This window comes from Streptomyces rhizosphaerihabitans (assembly GCF_025399795.1).
Taxonomy (GTDB): Bacteria; Actinomycetota; Actinomycetes; order Streptomycetales; family Streptomycetaceae; genus Streptomyces; species Streptomyces rhizosphaerihabitans.
Genome location: NZ_JAODTZ010000031.1, coordinates 17,758 through 35,215, shown reverse-complemented (window position 1 = coordinate 35,215; position 17,458 = coordinate 17,758). Strand labels below are relative to the sequence as shown.

Below are 17,458 nucleotides of genomic sequence, written 5' to 3'. Positions count from 1 at the left end.
ACGTGAGACGGGGGATCGGTCACGGCGGCGGAGGCAATAGGGTGGAGGCCCCTGCTGCCTCCCCGCCGGGAGGCCAGAAGATCGCTCCGCCGTTCAAGTGGCGGTGCCGCGCCGAGGAGTCACTGCCGTGTCGGACCCGATGCGCCCCCGCGCTTCTCTCCGTACCGCCGTCGTCTGGGAAGTCCTCAAGGATGCCCTGGACCGCCGGGTCAAGACCGCCGGGCGCGAGTCGCTCGACGTACTGGACACGGGCGGCGGCAGCGGCAACTTCGCCGTGCCTGTGGCCCGCCTCGGTCACCGTGTCACCGTCGTCGACCCCAGCCCGAACGCGCTGTTCGCGCTGGAGCGCCGCGCCGCCGAGGCCGGCGTCGCCGACCGCGTGCAGGGTGTCCAGGGTGACGCGCACGGGCTGTTCGACGTGGTCGAGCGCGGCCGCTACGACGTCGTGCTGTGCCATGGCGTCCTGGAGTACGTCGACGACCCGGCCGAGGGCGTCCGCAACGTGGTGGACGCGCTGCGGCCCGAGGGCGTGCTCAGCCTCCTCGCCGCGGGCCTGGGCGGAGCCGTGCTGGCCCGCGCCCTCGCCGGGCACTTCAAGGAGGCCCGGCACGCCCTCGACGACCCGGACGGACGCTGGGGCGAGGGTGATCCTGTTCCGCACCGTTTCACCGCCGAGCAGCTCACCTCCCTGGTCGAGGGCGCCGGGCTGCGGGTCGGTGCCGTGCATGGCGTACGGGTCTTCGCGGACCTGGTGCCGGGCGTCCTGGTGGACACCGAGCCGGGTGCCCTGGAGGCCTTGCTGAAGCTGGAGGCGGCGGCGGCCGAACTCGCCGCGTTCCACTCCGTGGCCACACAACTGCACGTGCTCGGTGAGGCCCGAGGGGCTGCCGGGGACTGAGCTGCTCCCGTGGTGCGCCGCTGATCAGGGGCTTGGCAGCAGATGGAGTACGCCACAGACCACCCGATCGAGTGCTCGGCGCCGTATGATCGGGGGAGACCGTCCGGCATGACGGACCGTTCGCTGGGGAATGCACGCCTCAGCGCTTCGGGGTGCCATGACGGGTTCCGGTTGGCGAATTGGCGTAGAGGGGCGGGTTTCACGGGGGCGATTCCCTGCCTATCCTGAAGGGGACCCCCGGTCGCCCCGGCGACTGCACGATGAGGAGGACTCCGTGCCGCTCTCGGAGCACGAGCAGCGAATGCTCGAGCAGATGGAGCGAGCGCTGTACGCCGAAGATCCCAAGTTCGCGACAGCGCTTGAGGGAAGCGGGCTGCGTACGTACACCCGGCGACGGGTTTACCAGGCGGTCGCGGGCTTCCTGGTGGGTATCGCGCTCCTCATGGCTGGAATGGTCGCAGTTCAGATCTGGCTGAGCGTGGTGGGCTTCCTCGTCATGCTGGGCTGCGCGGTGCTCGCCGTCACCGGTTGGCGCAAAGCTCCCAAGCCGGGTGAACAGCCGGCCGCGTCGGGTTCGCCCGCCGCTCGCCACCAGGGCCGACAACGCCGTTCCGTGATGGATCGAATCGAACAGCGCTGGCAGCGTCGCCGCGACGAACAAGGCGGTAACTGAGCCTCCGGCGTCGCAGCCGCAGACATACGCGTGAGGGGGCGTCCACCCGGATCCGGGTGGACGCCCCCTCACGCGTATGTGCGGTCGGCGTTCGGTCGGACAGCCGCCGCGCTCCGGCTGCGGGCCGGTGTGCGGTGCCGCTCGGTGCGCGCCTGCCGGGGCACCCGGCGTCTCGCCCGGCACCCGGGGGCCCGCCCGGCACCCGGGGGCCTGCCCAGGGGACCCGGCCCGGCGGCCCGTGCGCTCATGTCGCGACGGCGCCCGGCACGGGGGGTGGCTGTTCCCGCCCGTCCCCAAGGCTTCGGCTTCGCCCGGCCAGGGACGGCCATCGCTCGGGGGCCCGCCCTCCAGGGCGGTCACGGGCACCGGACCGCCGTGACCGCTCGACGTCGGGCAGGCCCTCACGGGACCGGCCCTCGCCAGGCCGCGGGCCGCAAGCCGCTCAGGCCGCAAGCCGCTCAGGCATGGCGAGGGCCGAGGGCCCCGGTGTCCGTCAGCCGTTCTGGCTCGACGGACGGCGGAGCAGGGATTGCAGGCGGGCCGACAGGCGGCTTCTCAGGGATGTCCGGGCGGTCGAGAACGCCCAGATCACCCGGACGGCCGAACGGGGGGCGAGGAGAGCACGCAGACGAGCGGGACGGCTCGCGGAGATCCGGAAGGCCTCCTCGACACGGCGCGCGTCGTTCGCGAGGCCCGCCACCGGCCGGGGACGCGGAGCGTAGAGAACCTGCTCCACGGCCGCGGCCAGCCGGTGCATCGCGGCCGCGGCCTCCGGATCCAAGTGCCCGAGCCCGACGACCCGCTCGGCGGCCTTCCTCGGCGTCTGCGACTCCTTCGGCGCGATTCCGTAGTCCCACGCCGAATCGGTGACCTCCAGCCAGGCCCCCAGCGTGTACGCCGCCACGTCCGCCTCGGTGCGGCCGTGGCCGCCGAGCCGGACGGCCCGTACCCGCATCCGCCACAGCATGGGCAGCAGCGGCAGTCCCAGGATCAGCAGCCCGGCCAGCGTCAGCCCGAGGATGTTGAACCAGGGCCAGTCGTCGTCCTGGGCACCGACCGCCGCCGCCGAGGACTGGCCAGGGCAGGCAGCCAGCTTCCGCAGCTGAGGCGAGCAGTTCTCACTGGCCGACGGCGCGGTGGAGGGTCCCGCGGACGTCGACGACGTCGGCTTCGGCGCGGCGGACACGTCGTTGCCCGGTGTGTTCGTCTGCGTGTACGACGGCACCGTGCCCCGGCTCGGGGTCGGCTCGAAACGGGTCCAGCCCACACCCTCGAAGTACAGCTCGGGCCAGGCGTGCGCGTCCCGCAGCCCCACCGACATCGAACCGTCCGCCTGCGGAGTCCCGGGTGTGAAGCCCACCGCCACGCGGGCCGGAATCCCGAGCGTCCGCGCCATGGAGGCCATCGCGAAGGAGAAGTGGACGCAGAAGCCCTCCTTGTCCTTCAGGAAGTTCGCGATCGCGGTGGAGCCGCTGCCGGCCTGCACCTGGGTGTTGTACCGGAAGTTGCCGCTGACCGCGAAGTAGTCCTGGAGCTTGACCGCCTGCTCGTAGTGGTTGGCCGAACCCGCGGTGACCTTGCGGGCCGTGGCCGCCACCACCGCGGGCAACGACCCCGGAACCTTGGTGTACTCGCGCCTCATCGCCGACGAGGGCTCCGGGGCGTTCGCCAGCTGCCGCGCCGTCGGCTGCACCATCAGGCTCGTCACCTGGTACTGCACACCGCGCGTGCTCTGGCCGTGGTCCCCCACGAGGGTGCGCCCCACGGGTTCGTAGCGCCAGCTGCCGCTGATGTCCACCTTGCTGGCCGGATACGGCATCGGCAGCCAGCCCTGCGTGTACCAGTCGGCCGCCGCGATACGGGTCTGGATCGAGGCCCGCTTGACCTGGCCGGAGAGACCGATCGGCGCCGGGAACGTCTTCGGCACGTTCACGATGTGGCGCTGGGTCGGCTTCCACGCCGTGCCGTCGAAGTCGTCCAGCGAGACGATCCGCAGATACAGGTCCTGCGTCTGCGCGGTGTTGGTGCGGTACGTCAGGACCGTGCGGTCCTCGTCCACGTTCAGACTGTCGCGGAGCGAGACCATCAGGTCCACCCCGACGCCCCCGGTGGTGTTGTCGACACCCCGTGCCGCGCCGCCCAGCAGACCGCCGCCGTCGAGCGACGGCAGGACGAACGGCACGAACAGGGCGATGCCCAGCGCGACCGCGCCGATCCGCCGCCCGGTGCGGACGGGCGCGACGGCGCCGCCCGCGAGCTCCGGGCCGGGTGCGCGGGCCGCTCCGCCGGAGCCGCCGAAAACACGGCCCCACTGCGAGAGCCGGTCCCGGCCCTCGGCCAGCAGCAGCATCAGATAGCCGGCGGCCGCGAGCAGGAACCACAGCCACGCCGCGCCGCCGACTGAGAGGCCGGCGGCGACCGAGTACAGGGCGAGCAGCGGAAGCCCTGCGGGCGCGGCGCTGCGGTAGGTCACCGAGAGCGCGTCCACCACGAGCCCGATCACCAGGACGCCGCCGACCACCATCAGCCGGATCCCGTCCGACAACGGGGCCGGAATCGAGTATCTGCCGACGTCGTCGGTGCCCGCCCGGAGCAGCTCAGAGAAGTGCTGGAAGGCGTCGGTCCCGGGGACGATCCCTGCGACGGCCTGATGCCGGGCGAAGACCAGCGTCAGCAGCATCAGCGTCACCAGCGCCTGGGCAGCCACGGTCAGCGGCCGGGCCAGCGGAACCCGCCGGGTCAGCGCGCCCACGCCGGTCTGCACGGCCAGCAGGAACCACGCCTGGAAGATCCAGGTCGCCGGGCTCACCAGCGGCAGCAGCGCGCAGGACGTCATCAGCGTGGCCGCCGCCGCACACAGCGCCAGTCGGGCTCGCCCGCTCATACGCCACCACCCCCCGCGGTAGTTCCTGTCGACGCCACGTGGGCGCGCTGGCGGTCCGCCTCGCGCCACAGGTCGGCGAGCGACGCCCCCCGAGGCACCATCACGGCGGTCCAGCCCGCCTCGCGCAGCATGCGCAGCCGGTCCACGCTCGTGTCCAACGGGCCGGGCACCTCGGTCGGTTCCCGCACCCAGGACTCACTGTCCAGCAGGAACGCGACGGCCCCGCCGCTGCGCTGGCGCATCTTGCCGAGCACCGCCGCCTGCTCCTCGTCGAGATCGCCGAGGAAGGCGATCAGCAGTCCTTCGTTGCCACCGCGCAGCACGTCGTACGCCCGGGACAGGCCCGTCCCGTCCGAGTGGTCGACGACGGCGAGCGTGTCCATCATCATCCCGGCGGCGTCCGCCGACTCCTGGCTGGCGCCCGCGAACCCGTCGGTGCCCTCGCCGGGCACCGAGGTGCCGGTGTCCGTCAGGAGACGGACGGAGAAGCCCCGCTCCAGCATGTGCACCAGTGTCGACGCCGTGCCCGAGACGGCCCATTCGAAGGCCGAGTCGGGACCCGCGCCGTGGAAGGCGATGCCCCGGGTGTCGAGCAGCACGGTGCAGCGGGAGCGCTGGGGTTGTTCCTCGCGGCGGACCATCAGCTCGCCGTAACGGGCGGTCAGCCGCCAGTGCACGCGGCGCAGGTCGTCGCCGTAGCGGTACCCGCGCGGAATGATGTCGTCCTCGCCGGCCAGGGCCAGCGAGCGGTGCCGCCCGTCGCCGTACCCCTTCGCCTCGCCTGCCAGCCGCACCGGCGGCAGCGCCTCCACGCGCGGGATGACCGTCAGGGTGTCGTACGTCGAGAAGGAGCGGGTCAGCTCGCACATGCCGAACGGGTCGGTCAGCCGCAGCTGGAGCGGCCCCAGCGGGTAGCGGCCGCGCAGGTCCGAGCGCACCCGGTAGGACACCTCGCGGCGGCCGCCCGCCTCCACCCGGTCCAGCACGAAGCGGGGGCGCGGACCGAGGACGTACGGCACCTTGTCCTGGAGCATCAGCAGGCCGGTGGGCAGCCGCGAGATGTTGTCCATGCGCAGATGGACGCGTGCCTCGGAGCCCGCGGGCACGCGCCCGGGGGAGAGCCTGCGGCTGCCCGCGACCCGGTAGCGGGTGCGGTACAGCACGGTCGCGCAGACCAGCGGCAGGACCGCGAGGAGCAGGCCGACCCGGAGCAGATCGCTCTGCCCCAGGACGTACGCGCAGATCGCGGCGGCCACTCCGGCGGCCAGGAACGAGCGGCCGCGGGTGGTGAGCCCGGCGAGCGCGGTGCGCATCCCGCCTTTGTCCCCCTCGGCGGTCTGCCCCGTGCTCGCCTGCGTCATCACAGCCTCCGGGGCGGCTGCTGACCGTACGTGGGCGCGCCCCGGCCCATCGACAGGCCGGACTGGTGGGGAGCGGCGGGCACCGGGGTGCGCTGGAGGATCTCCTGGACGACCTGCTCGGCCGTGCGGCGGTTCAACTGCGCCTGGGCCGTGGGCAGCAGGCGGTGGGCCAGGACCGCGACGGCGAGCGCCTGCACATCGTCCGGCAGCGCGAAATCCCGGCCGCTGAGAGCGGCGGACGCCTTCGCCGCGCGCAGCAGATGCAGCGTGGCACGCGGCGAGGCACCGAGTCTGAGGTCGGGGTGGGTACGGGTGGCCGCCACCAGTTCCACCGCGTAACGGCGCACCGGGTCGGCGACATGGACCGTGCGGACCGCGTCGATCAGTTTCACTATGTCGTGCGCGTGGGCGACCGGCTGGAGGTCGTCCAGCGGGTTCACCCCGCCGTGGATGTCCAGCATCTGCAGTTCGGCTTCCGCACTGGGGTAGCCGATGGAGACACGGGCCATGAAGCGGTCGCGCTGGGCCTCCGGCAGCGGGTAGGTGCCCTCCATCTCGACCGGGTTCTGGGTGGCCACCACCATGAACGGGCTGGGCAGTTCGTAGGTCTGCCCGTCGATGGTGACCTGCCGCTCCTCCATCGACTCCAGGAGCGCGGACTGCGTCTTGGGCGAGGCGCGGTTGATCTCGTCGCCGATCACGATCTGCGCGAAGATCGCGCCCGGCTTGAACTCGAAGTCCCGGCGCTGCTGGTCCCAGATGGACACACCCGTGATGTCCGAGGGCAGCAGGTCGGGCGTGAACTGAATGCGCCGCACCGAACAGTCGATGGACCGTGCCAGCGCCTTGGCGAGCATGGTCTTGCCGACGCCCGGGACATCCTCGATCAGAAGATGGCCCTCGGCGAGCAGCACGGTCAGCGAAAGCCGTACGACCTCAGGCTTGCCTTCGATCACTCCTTCCACCGAACTGCGGACACGCTCCGCAGTGGCGGTCAGATCTGTAAGGCTCGCTCGATCGTCATAGGTCGTCACCCGGCCCTCCTCGGCCCGTTCGGGCCGACGCCCTGTGCGGACCGGCCCACCCCGAAACACGGACACCACGCGCGAAGGTTCTGCGTGACGCCACAACCGCATTCTTGTTGCCGTTACCGGTTCGTGTCACTCGCCTGTGGATAAGTGGCCGCGATATGTCAGTTCTTACGGCCCTTTGAGCACCGGACGGCCGGGGTTTTTTGTGAAGAGAGGGTCCCACGAGCTGCGGAGGGCCGGCGACCGGGGGGTGGGACGGGGCCGGTCAGGAGGGGTCGATCTCCCGCAGCAGGCCGGTCGTGACGTCGAAGACGAAGCCGCGCACATCGTCCGTGTGCACCAGGAACGGGGAGGTGCGCACGCGCTGCATCGACTGCCGTACGTCCTGTTCGACGTCCCGGAAGGCCTCGACCGCCCACGCGGGGCGCTGGCCGACCTCCATCTCCAGGTCGTGCCGGAAGTCCTCGGTGAGGGACTCCAGGCCGCAGCCGGTGTGGTGGATGAGGACCACGCTGCGGGTGCCGAGCGCCCGCTGGCTGATGGTGAGGGAGCGGATCACGTCGTCGGTGACCACGCCGCCCGCGTTGCGGATGGTGTGGCAGTCACCCAGTTCCAGGCCGAGCGCGGCGTGCAGGTCGAGCCGGGCGTCCATGCACGCCACCACCGCGACATGCAGCACGGGTCGGGCGTCCATCCCCGGGTCGGTGAAGGCGGCGGCGTATTTCTCGTTCGCGTCGACGAGACGGTCGGTGACCGTGCGCTCCACCGCTATGGCGCCTTCGGGTTCGGTGGGAACAGATGCGGAAGTCGTCATACCCATGACGGTACTGGTCACGTATGGGGCGGTCCTGCTGGGAGAGTGGACAAAGAATGTCATCGCGGCTTGTTGTGAGGTAATCCACACGGGGGGTGACGGCTTGCCCGTTCGGGTGATTCTTCCGGATCCACGGCTTCGATCCGGGCGCTGTCCGCGACGCGCATGCCGGTTGGTTGACCGCGAGACACCGTGGACTAAAGTGACGCGAAGCGGGAGGCGAGGCTCTCCCCGCTGGACTGTTTTCCCCTGGAGACCCGGCGACTTTCCGGAGTCTCCCCGCGTGCGCGGCGCGTACGTACGGCTCGGCCTCCTCCCGCTCCCGGTCGGCTGACGCCAGTCATCCGGCGCCAGCAGACCTCCCCTTCCCGAGCGGGTGGGGACCCGGCAGTGCGTATGGCCGCGCCGGACCTGAGAGGGCCCGGAATGCAAGGGCGCGAAGCGCTTACCGACGAGGGCGACAGCGGGCGACCGGAGGGACAGAGCCGACACGTCCCGGTCATGCTCAAGCGGTGCCTGGACATGCTGGCCCCGGCCCTCGCCGAGCCGGGAGCAGTGGTCGTCGACTGCACGCTCGGGCTCGGCGGTCACAGCGAGGCACTGCTCACCCGGTTCCCCGAAGTGCGGCTCGTGGCCCTGGACCGTGACAAGGAGGCGCTGCGCCTCTCCGGAGAGCGGCTCGCCCCCTACGGTGACCGCGCCTCCCTGGTGCACGCCGTCTACGACGAACTCCCCGACGTGCTCGACCGCCTCGACATCCCGCGCGTCCAGGGTGTCCTGTTCGACCTCGGTGTCTCCTCCATGCAGCTCGACGAGGCGGACCGGGGGTTCGCGTACGCGCAGGACGCGCCGCTCGACATGCGCATGGACCAGACGACCGGGATGAGCGCGGCCGAGGTGCTCAACACCTATCCGCCGGGCGAACTGGTGCGGATCCTGCGGGCGTACGGCGAGGAGAAGCAGGCCAAGCGGATCGTCTCCGCGGTGGTGCGCGAGCGCGAGAAGGACCCCTTCACCAACAGCGCGCGGCTCGTCGAGCTGATCCGTGACGCGCTGCCCCAGGCGGCCAAGCGCACCGGGGGCAATCCCGCCAAGCGCACCTTCCAGGCGCTGCGCATCGAGGTCAACGGCGAACTGAGTGTCCTGGAGAGGGCGATTCCCGCGGCCGTGAAGGCGCTCGCCGTCGACGGCCGCATCGCCGTGCTGTCGTACCACTCGCTGGAGGACCGGCTGGTCAAGCAGGTGTTTGCGGCAGGCGCCGCCAACACGGCGCCGCCCGGACTGCCGGTCGTCCCCGAGCGCTACCAGCCCCGGCTCAAGCTCCTCACCCGCGGTGCCGAACTTCCCACCGAGGAAGAGGTCGCCGAGAACCGGCGAGCGGCTCCTGCCCGGCTGCGGGGGGCACAGCGCATCCGCGAGGAAGCCGCCGAGTGAGGCGCGGGGAGAAGGAGGGGCCGTGAGTCGGAAACCCGAACTCGCGAAAGGCCGTGGGCCCGTTTTCCGGACCCGCCGGACGGCGGGGGTCGGGAATCCTGACCCGCGACGGCTTCGTGAGTACGGGAACCGAACCCGCGACGGCTTCGTGAGTACGGGAACCGAACCCATGGAGCGGCCGTGACGACGGCACACCAGACCCACAGGGAGGGCGCGTGAGCGGCAGACCCGAACTCAGGGGGCGGGCCGCCCGGCTCGCGCGGCTCCTCCCGGCCGGGGCTGGGCAGGCCGCCCGAACCCCCTTCGTCCTCCTGGTCGTCCTTCTCCTCGGCGGCGGTCTCATCGGGCTCCTCGTGCTGAACTCGGCGCTCAGCGAAGGGGCGTTCCGGCTCGACGACCTCCAGAAGGAGACCAAGAGCCTGACCGACGAGGAACAGGGCCTACAGCGGGACGTGGACGCCTACTCCGCCCCCGACGCCCTCCAGCGCCGTGCCCGCGAACTCGGGATGGTCCCCGGTGGCGATCCGGCCTTCCTCGACCCCGACGGCACGGTCAAGGGCGTCCCCGGAGCCGCCGGCCGGCAGTCCGCCGCACAGGCCCCGATGATCCCCCCGCCCGAGGTCCTCGCCCCGGTCCCGGCCCGCACTCCGAGCCCGGTGCGGAGTGCGGCACCGTCCACCGCCCAGCGGCAGCCGTCCCCGGGCGCGCTCACCACCCGGGCCCCCGCCCCGTCCACACAGCCCTCCACAACCCCCGGCAGGTGACGGAAGTGTCCGACAGGGAACCGCCGCGCCGCCGAGTACCCGGCCCCGCCAGGCCCGTACGCCCCGGCGGCCGGAGCCGCCCCGGCCCGGGCGCCCGCCCCGTGCGCCGCCCGGCCGCGAACCGCTCCGAAGGCCCGCGCGTCATCCGGCTCGGCAGCCCCCGCCCCCGCCTGCGCATGGTCAGCCTCGCGCTGACGCTGGTGATGATCGCGTTCGTCGTACGGCTGCTCCAGGTGCAGGCCGTGGACGCGAGCACCTATGCCGCGAAGGCCGAGCAGAACCGGTACGTCGGGCGCACGCTGGCCGCCGAGCGCGGCGGGATCACCGACCGCGACGGCGTCGAGCTGGCGACGAGCGTGGACGCGTACGACATCACCGCGGACCCGACGATGTTCACGCGCGCGGCCACCAAGGTGGGGGACGCCCCCGAGCAGGCCGCCGCGCTCCTCGGCCCGATCATCGGCCAGGACGTGGACACCGTCGCCAGGAAGCTGCGGACGAAGAACACCCGCTACACGCTCCTCGCACACCGCCGCACCCCCCAGGTCTGGCAGCAGATCAAGGACCTGAAGAGCACGCTCGGGACCAAGGCGGAGACCGACAGGAACACGGTCAACGTCCTCGCCGGCGTCCTCGCGGTGCCGGCCAGCAAACGCGTGTACCCGAACGGCGATCTCGCCGCCGGGATACTGGGCTGGGTCAACGCCGACGGCAAGGGCGGCGGCGGCATCGAGCAGCAGCTGAACAAACAGCTCACCGGCAAGGACGGCAAGATCCGCTACGCCCAGTCCGGGGGCCGCCAGGTGCCGACCGTGGGCTCCACCGAGACACCCGCCGTGGCCGGCTCCGACGTCGAGCTGACCATCGACCGGGACATCCAGTGGGCCGCGCAGGACGCCATCACCGAGCAGGTGAAGAAGTCCAGGGCGGACCGCGGCTACGTGATAGTGCAGGACACCAGGACCGGCCAGGTCCTCGCCATGGCCAACTCGCCCGGCTTCGACCCCAACGACCTCACCCAGGCCAACGCGGCGGCCATGGGCAACGCGGCCCTCCAGGACGCGTACGAGCCCGGATCCACCGCCAAACTGATGTCGATGGCCGCCGTCCTCCAGGAGAACGCGGCGACCCCCGGGACCCATGTCGTCGTGCCCAACCGGCTGCACCGCGGCGACCGGCTCTTCCAGGACGACATCGACCACAAGACCTGGAACCTCACGCTCAACGGCGTGCTCGCCAAGTCCAGCAACATCGGCACCATCCTGGCGACCGGGCAGCTCGGAAAGACCCAGAAACAGGCCAACCAGGTCCTCTACTCGTATCTGCGCAAGTTCGGCATCGGCAGCCACACCGGGCTCGGCTTCCCCGGCGAGACGGCGGGCATCCTCGCGCCCGCCGACAAGTGGTCGACCTCGCAGCAGTACACGATTCCTTTCGGCCAGGGCGTGTCGATCAACGCGATGCAGGCGGCCTCCGTCTACTCGACGATCGCCAACGGCGGCGTCCGTATCGAGCCGACCCTGGTGCGCGGTACGAAGGGGCCCGACGGCCGCTTCACACCGGCCGCCGCGCCCAAGAAGACACGGGTCGTGAGCGCGAAGACGGCGAAGACGCTCGCCCAGATGCTGGAGTCCGTGGTGGACGACGAACAGGGCACCGGCATCAAGGCGCGCATCCCCGGCTACCGGGTCGCGGGCAAGACGGGTACGGCCAACCGCGTGGATCCGGCCACCGGCAAGTACCACGGCTACACCTCCTCGTTCGCCGGATTCGCCCCCGCGGACAAGCCGCGTATCACCGTCTACTGCGCGATCCAGAACGCGACGAAGGGCCTTTACTACGGCGGCCAGATCTGTGGACCCGTCTTCAAGCAGGTGATGGAGTTCGCCCTGAAGACCCTTCAGGTCCCGCCGACCGGCGCCCACGCGGCCCGGCTGCCCGTCTCGTTCACGCCGTGACCGCTCCGACGCACGCAGTGATCAGCACCCACGCACAACGGACCAGGAACCACTCGTGACAACGATCACCCCGGACCCCGGGAACCACTCCTCCCCGCACACCCCGTCCGCGCCCTCGCTTCGCCCCGGCGGGGGTGAGCCCGGTACGCTCACCGCCGTGCCACAAGCTGATCAGTCCCAAACCACCCAGAAGGGCGCTCCTGTGACATATCCGGGGCCGCCGCGGCCGGTTCACGTCTCCGCCATCCACCTCGCGGAGCTGGCCGATCAGCTGGGCGCCGAGAAGCCGGAGAGCGACGCCGGGGTCACGGGCATCACCCATGACTCCCGCGCGGTGCGACCCGGCGACCTGTACGCCGCCCTGCCCGGCGCGCGTCTGCACGGCGCCGACTTCGTGACCCAGGCGGCCGGCCTCGGCGCCGTCGCCGTCCTCACCGACCCGACCGGCGCCGGGCGCGCCGCGGCCACCGGTCTGCCGGTCCTCGTCGTCGACGACCCGCGCGGATCGATGGGCGAGCTGGCGGCCACCATCTACGGCCACCCGGGACGAGATCTGCTCCAGATCGGCATCACGGGCACCTCCGGCAAGACCACGACGGCCTATCTCATCGAGGGCGGTCTGAAGACGGTCCACTCCACCGGTCTGATCGGCACGGTCGAGATGCGCATCGGCGACGAGCGCATCAAGTCGGAACGCACCACGCCCGAGGCCACCGACCTCCAGGCCCTGTTCGCCGTCATGCGCGAGCGCGGGGTCGACTCGGTCGCGATGGAGGTCTCCAGCCACGCACTGGTACTCGGCCGCGTCGACGGCTGCGTCTTCGACGTCGCCGTCTTCAACAACCTCAGCCCGGAACACATGGAGTTCCACACCGGCATGGAGGACTACTTCCAGGCCAAGGCGCAGCTGTTCACGGCCAGACGCAGCCGGCTCGGCGTCGTGAACCTCGACGACGAGTACGGTCGCCGGCTCTCCGGGGAAGCCACCGTCCCGGTCATCACCTTCTCCGCCGAGGGCTACCCGGACGCCGACTGGCGCGCCGAGAACGTCGAAGTCGGCCCGATGGACTCGACATTCACCGCGGTCGGCCCCAAGGGTGAGCGGATCAACGCCCGCTCGCCGCTCGCGGGCCCCTTCAACGTGGCCAACGCCCTCGCCGCGATCGTCGCCCTCGCGGCCGCCGGACTCGACCCGCAGACCGCCGCGGACGGCGTCGCCGCCGTCCCGGGGGTCCCGGGCCGGCTGGAGCGCGTGGACGCGGGCCAGCCGTACCTCGCCGTCGTCGACTACGCCCACAAGACGGACGCCGTCGAATCCGTCCTGCGCGCCCTGCGCAAGGTGACCGAGGGCAGCCTGCACGTGGTGCTCGGCTGCGGCGGCGACCGTGACAAGACCAAGCGGAAGCCGATGGGCGCGGCCGTGGCCCGGCTCGCCGACACCGCCGTCCTGACGTCCGACAACCCCCGTTCCGAGGACCCGCTGGCGATCCTCGCCACGATGCTCGCGGGCGCCGCCGAGGTGCCGGCGCACGAGCGCGGCGAGGTCCAGGTCTTCGAGGACCGGGCCGCCGCCATCGCCGCGGCCGTCGCGCGCGCAAAGCCGGGCGACACCGTGCTGGTCGCGGGCAAGGGCCACGAGCAGGGCCAGGACATCGCCGGGGTGGTGCGTCCCTTCGACGACCGCCAAGTGCTTCGCGAAGCTATCCAGCAGACCCAGGGATGAACTTGTGATCGCCCTCTCTCTCGCCGAGATCGCAGCAGTCGTCGGCGGGCAGACGTACGACATACCGGATCCGGCGGTACAGGTCACCGGACCGGTCGTCAGGGACTCCCGTGAAGTGGAGTCCGGCAGTCTCTTCGTCGCCTTCGTCGGCGAACGGGCCGACGGCCACGACTACGCCGAGGCGGTGATCGGAGCCGGCGCGGCCGCCGTCCTGGCGTCCCGCCCCGTCGGCGTGCCCGCCATCGTCGTCGACGACGTGCAGACGGCTCTCGGTGCCCTCGCCCGCCACGTCGTCGAACGGCTCGGCGCGACCCTCGTGGCCCTCACCGGCTCCGCGGGCAAGACCAGCACCAAGGACCTGATCGCCCAGGTGCTGCGGAGCAAGGCGCCGACCGTCTTCACGCCCGGTTCCCTCAACAACGAGATCGGACTGCCGCTCACCGCGCTCAGCGCCACCGAGGACACGAAGTTCCTCGTGCTGGAGATGGGCGCCCGCGGCGTAGGCCACATCCGCTATCTCACCGGCCTCACCCCGCCGAAGATCGGTCTCGTCCTCAACGTCGGCACCGCCCACATCGGCGAGTTCGGCGGCCGCGAGCAGATCGCGCAAGCAAAGGGCGAGCTCGTCGAGAGCCTCCCCGAGGACGGCGCGGCGGTCCTCAACGCCGACGATCCCCTCGTACGCGCCATGGCCTCCCGCACGAAGGCACGCGTGATCCTCTTCGGAGAGTCCGACGAAGCGGACGTACGGGCCGAGAACGTCCGGCTCACGGAGAGCGGACAGCCTTCCTTCAGCCTTCGCACACCCTCCGGGTGCAGTGATGTGACCATGCGCCTGTACGGTGAGCACCACGTGTCGAACGCGCTCGCCGCGGCCGCCGTCGCCCATGAGCTGGGCATGTCCGCAGACGAGATCGCCCGCGCGCTCTCCGAGGCGGGCACCCTCTCCCGCTGGCGGATGGAGGTCACCGAGCGTCCGGACGGCGTGACGGTCGTCAACGACGCCTACAACGCGAACCCCGAGTCCATGCGAGCCGCCCTGCGCGCGCTCGCGGCGATGGGCAAGGGACGTCGTACGTGGGCGGTGCTCGGTCAGATGGCCGAGCTCGGGGACGAGGCGCTCGCCGAGCACGACGCGGTCGGACGGCTTGCCGTCCGGCTCAATGTCGGCAAGCTCGTCGCGGTCGGGGGCAGGGAAGCGTCCTGGCTGCAACTGGGCGCATATAACGAGGGTTCGTGGGGTGAGGAGTCGGTGCACGTGTCCGACGCACAGGCGGCTGTCGACCTGTTGCGCAGTGAGCTGCGCCCAGGTGACGTCGTGCTCGTGAAGGCGTCCAGGTCCGTCGGGCTGGAACGGGTGGCGCTCGCGCTGCTCGCCGACGGTACCGAGGGTGAGGTTTCCGCCCGATGATGAAGCAGATCCTGTTCGCGGGAGTCATTGGCCTGTTCCTGACTCTGGTCGGCACTCCGCTGCTGATCAAGCTGCTGGCCCGCAAGGGCTACGGCCAGTACATCCGCGACGACGGCCCGCGTGAGCACGCCAGCAAGCGCGGTACGCCGACCATGGGTGGTATCGCCTTCATCCTCGCGACGATCATCGCGTACTTCCTGTCCAAGGTGATCACGGGTTATCCGCCGACCTTCTCGGGTCTCCTGGTGCTCGGCCTGATGGCGGGCATGGGCCTGGTCGGCTTCCTGGACGACTACATCAAGATCATCAAGCGGCGTTCGCTGGGCCTGCGGGCCAAGGCGAAGATGGCCGGACAGCTGATCGTGGGCATCACCTTCGCGGTGCTGGCGCTGATGTTCGCCGACAACCGCGGCAACACCCCGGCCTCCACGAAGCTGTCCTTCGTCCAGGACTTCGGCTGGTCCATCGGACCGGTGCTCTTCGTGGTCTGGGCGCTGTTCATGATCCTCGCCATGTCGAACGGCGTGAACCTGACGGACGGTCTGGACGGCCTCGCCACCGGCGCCGCCACGATGGTCTTCGGTGCCTACACCTTCATCGGTGTCTGGCAGTTCCAGGAGTCCTGCGCCAACGCGCTGACCCTGACCAACCCGGCCGCCTGCTATGAGGTACGAGATCCACTCGACCTCGCGGTCGTCGCCTCCGCCCTGATGGGCGCCTGCTTCGGCTTCCTGTGGTGGAACACCTCGCCGGCCAAGATCTTCATGGGCGACACCGGTTCGCTGGCCCTCGGCGGCGCGCTCGCCGGTCTGGCGATCTGCTCCCGCACCGAGATTCTGGTGGCCCTGCTCGGCGGCCTCTTCGTCCTCATCACCATGTCGGTGGTCATCCAGGTCGGCTCCTTCAAGCTGACCGGGAAACGCGTCTTCCGAATGGCCCCGCTGCAGCACCACTTCGAACTCAAGGGGTGGTCCGAAGTCCTTGTGGTGGTCCGCTTCTGGATCATCCAGGGCATGTGCGTGATCGTCGGACTCGGCCTCTTCTACGCAGGATGGGCAGCCAAGAAGTGACCAACTGGCAGGGCAAGAGCGTCACGGTCGCCGGCCTCGGCGTCTCGGGCATCCCGGCCGCCAAGGTCCTGCACGGCCTCGGCGCACTCGTCACCGTCGTCAACGACGGCGACGACGAAAGGGCCCGGGCGCAGGCCGCGGAACTGGAGGCGCTCGGCGTCACCGTGCGCCTCGGTGACGGCGCGACCCTGCCCGAGGGCACCGAGCTCATCGTGACCGCGCCCGGCTGGCAGCCGGACAAACCGCTGTTCGCCGCGGCCGCCGCGGCGGGCGTCCCCGTCTGGGGCGACGTCGAACTCGCCTGGCGGCTGCGGGAACTGGACGGCAGGAAGGCCGCGCCCTGGCTCGCGGTCACCGGCACCAACGGCAAGACCACGACCGTCCAGATGCTCGCCTCCATCCTCAAGGCGGCGGGCCTGCGCACGGCGGCCGTCGGCAACATCGGCGTCTCCCTGCTCGACGCCGTCCTCGGCGAGCAGGAGTACGACGTGCTCGCGGTCGAACTCTCCAGCTACCAGCTCCACTGGGCGCCCTCGCTGCGCGCCCACTCCGCGGCGGTACTGAACCTCGCGCCCGACCACCTCGACTGGCACGGCTCCATGGAGGCGTACGCCGCCGACAAGGGCCGCATCTACGAAGGCAATCGGGTCGCCTGCGTCTACAACGTGGCCGACAAGGCCACCGAGGACCTGGTGCGCGCGGCGGACGTCGAGGAGGGCTGCCGGGCTGTCGGCTTCACCCTCGGCGCTCCCGGGCCGTCCCAACTCGGCGTCGTGGACGGCATCCTGGTCGACCGCGCCTTCGTCGAGAACCGGCAGAAGAACGCCCAGGAGCTGGCGGAGGTCTCCGACGTCCGTCCGCCCGCCCCGCACAACATCGCCAACGCCCTTGCCGCGGCGGCCCTCGCGCGTGCCTTCGGGGTGCCTCCACGGGCCGTACGGGACGGACTGCGGGACTTCACCCCGGATGCGCACCGCATCGCGCACGTGGCCGACGTGGACGAGGTCGCCTACGTCGACGACTCCAAGGCCACCAACACACATGCCGCGGAAGCCTCCTTGGCCGCCTACGAGTCGATCGTGTGGATCGCCGGAGGGCTCGCCAAGGGCGCGACCTTCGACGAGCTCGTCGCCCGGTCGGCGAAGCGGCTGAGGGGCGTCGTCCTGATCGGCGCGGACCGCGCGCTGATCCGTGAAGCCCTGGCGCGACACGCACCGGAAGTACCCGTCGTCGACCTCGACCGGACCGACACTGGGGCGATGCTCGCGGCTGTTCAGGAGGCCAGGAGGCTCGCCGAGCCCGGGGACACGGTGCTGCTGGCCCCGGCCTGTGCGTCCATGGACATGTTCGCCAACTACAACAAGCGCGGTGACGCGTTCGCGGAGGCGGTCCGCGAACTCGGCGCCTGACCCGGCCGCCTAGCCGGGCGAACCTGGG

13 protein-coding genes are annotated in these 17,458 nt (G+C 71.1%); 9 read left to right on the top strand and 4 right to left on the bottom strand.

Annotation, left to right across the window (positions count from 1 at the left end):
• Positions 1–127 precede the first annotated feature (127 nt).
• A complete protein-coding gene (locus N4G66_RS27450) occupies positions 128–898 on the top strand; it encodes a methyltransferase (RefSeq protein ID WP_261706898.1) in 771 nt (256 codons plus the stop codon).
• 274 nt (positions 899–1,172) lie between these two features.
• Positions 1,173–1,571: a DUF3040 domain-containing protein gene (locus N4G66_RS27445; RefSeq protein WP_261706897.1), complete on the top strand. Its 399-nt coding sequence runs from the start codon at positions 1,173–1,175 to the stop codon at positions 1,569–1,571.
• A 493-nt stretch (positions 1,572–2,064) separates the two neighbouring features.
• On the opposite strand, the gene N4G66_RS27440 is transcribed toward N4G66_RS27445, so the two are convergent.
• The 4 genes from N4G66_RS27440 to N4G66_RS27425 form a co-directional block, all read right to left on the bottom strand.
• Positions 2,065–4,455: a transglutaminase family protein gene (locus N4G66_RS27440; RefSeq protein WP_261706896.1), complete on the bottom strand. Its 2,391-nt coding sequence runs from the start codon at positions 4,453–4,455 to the stop codon at positions 2,065–2,067.
• The gene (locus N4G66_RS27435) at positions 4,452–5,816 is read right to left on the bottom strand and encodes a DUF58 domain-containing protein (RefSeq protein WP_261706895.1); all 1,365 of its coding nucleotides are present in this window, start codon (positions 5,814–5,816) and stop codon (positions 4,452–4,454) included. Before N4G66_RS27435 ends, N4G66_RS27440 begins: the two co-directional genes overlap by 4 nt.
• Positions 5,816–6,850, bottom strand: coding sequence for an AAA family ATPase (locus N4G66_RS27430; protein ID WP_261706894.1), 1,035 nt, complete (start codon positions 6,848–6,850; stop codon positions 5,816–5,818). The genes N4G66_RS27435 and N4G66_RS27430 overlap by 1 nt, the downstream gene beginning before the upstream one ends.
• A gap of 262 nt (positions 6,851–7,112) precedes the next feature.
• Entirely contained in the window at positions 7,113–7,661 is a 549-nt protein-coding gene (locus tag N4G66_RS27425; protein ID WP_261706893.1) for a beta-class carbonic anhydrase, read from the bottom strand.
• Positions 7,662–8,087: 426 nt separating this feature from the next.
• On the opposite strand from N4G66_RS27425, the gene rsmH reads away from it, so the two are divergent.
• From rsmH to murD, 7 genes are all read left to right on the top strand, one after another.
• The gene (rsmH, locus tag N4G66_RS27420) at positions 8,088–9,095 is read left to right on the top strand and encodes a 16S rRNA (cytosine(1402)-N(4))-methyltransferase RsmH (protein WP_261706892.1); all 1,008 of its coding nucleotides are present in this window, start codon (positions 8,088–8,090) and stop codon (positions 9,093–9,095) included.
• 215 nt (positions 9,096–9,310) lie between these two features.
• Entirely contained in the window at positions 9,311–9,859 is a 549-nt protein-coding gene (locus N4G66_RS27415) for a hypothetical protein (protein WP_261706891.1), read from the top strand.
• A gap of 5 nt (positions 9,860–9,864) precedes the next feature.
• Positions 9,865–11,817, top strand: a complete 1,953-nt coding sequence (locus N4G66_RS27410) for a peptidoglycan D,D-transpeptidase FtsI family protein (protein WP_315903697.1) — start codon at positions 9,865–9,867, stop codon at positions 11,815–11,817.
• 202 nt (positions 11,818–12,019) lie between these two features.
• A complete protein-coding gene (locus N4G66_RS27405; protein WP_261706889.1) occupies positions 12,020–13,540 on the top strand; it encodes a UDP-N-acetylmuramoyl-L-alanyl-D-glutamate--2,6-diaminopimelate ligase in 1,521 nt (506 codons plus the stop codon).
• 4 nt (positions 13,541–13,544) lie between these two features.
• Positions 13,545–14,951 (top strand): UDP-N-acetylmuramoyl-tripeptide--D-alanyl-D-alanine ligase, encoded by a 1,407-nt coding sequence (locus N4G66_RS27400; protein WP_261706888.1) that lies wholly within the window; start codon positions 13,545–13,547, stop codon positions 14,949–14,951.
• Positions 14,948–16,021, top strand: a complete 1,074-nt coding sequence (gene mraY / locus N4G66_RS27395; protein ID WP_261706887.1) for a phospho-N-acetylmuramoyl-pentapeptide-transferase — start codon at positions 14,948–14,950, stop codon at positions 16,019–16,021. The genes N4G66_RS27400 and mraY overlap by 4 nt, the downstream gene beginning before the upstream one ends.
• On the top strand, positions 16,003–17,430 hold the full coding sequence (gene murD / locus N4G66_RS27390; protein ID WP_261706886.1) for a UDP-N-acetylmuramoyl-L-alanine--D-glutamate ligase: 1,428 nt from the start codon (positions 16,003–16,005) through the stop codon (positions 17,428–17,430). The genes mraY and murD overlap by 19 nt, the downstream gene beginning before the upstream one ends.
• The last annotated feature ends 28 nt before the right edge of the window (positions 17,431–17,458 follow it).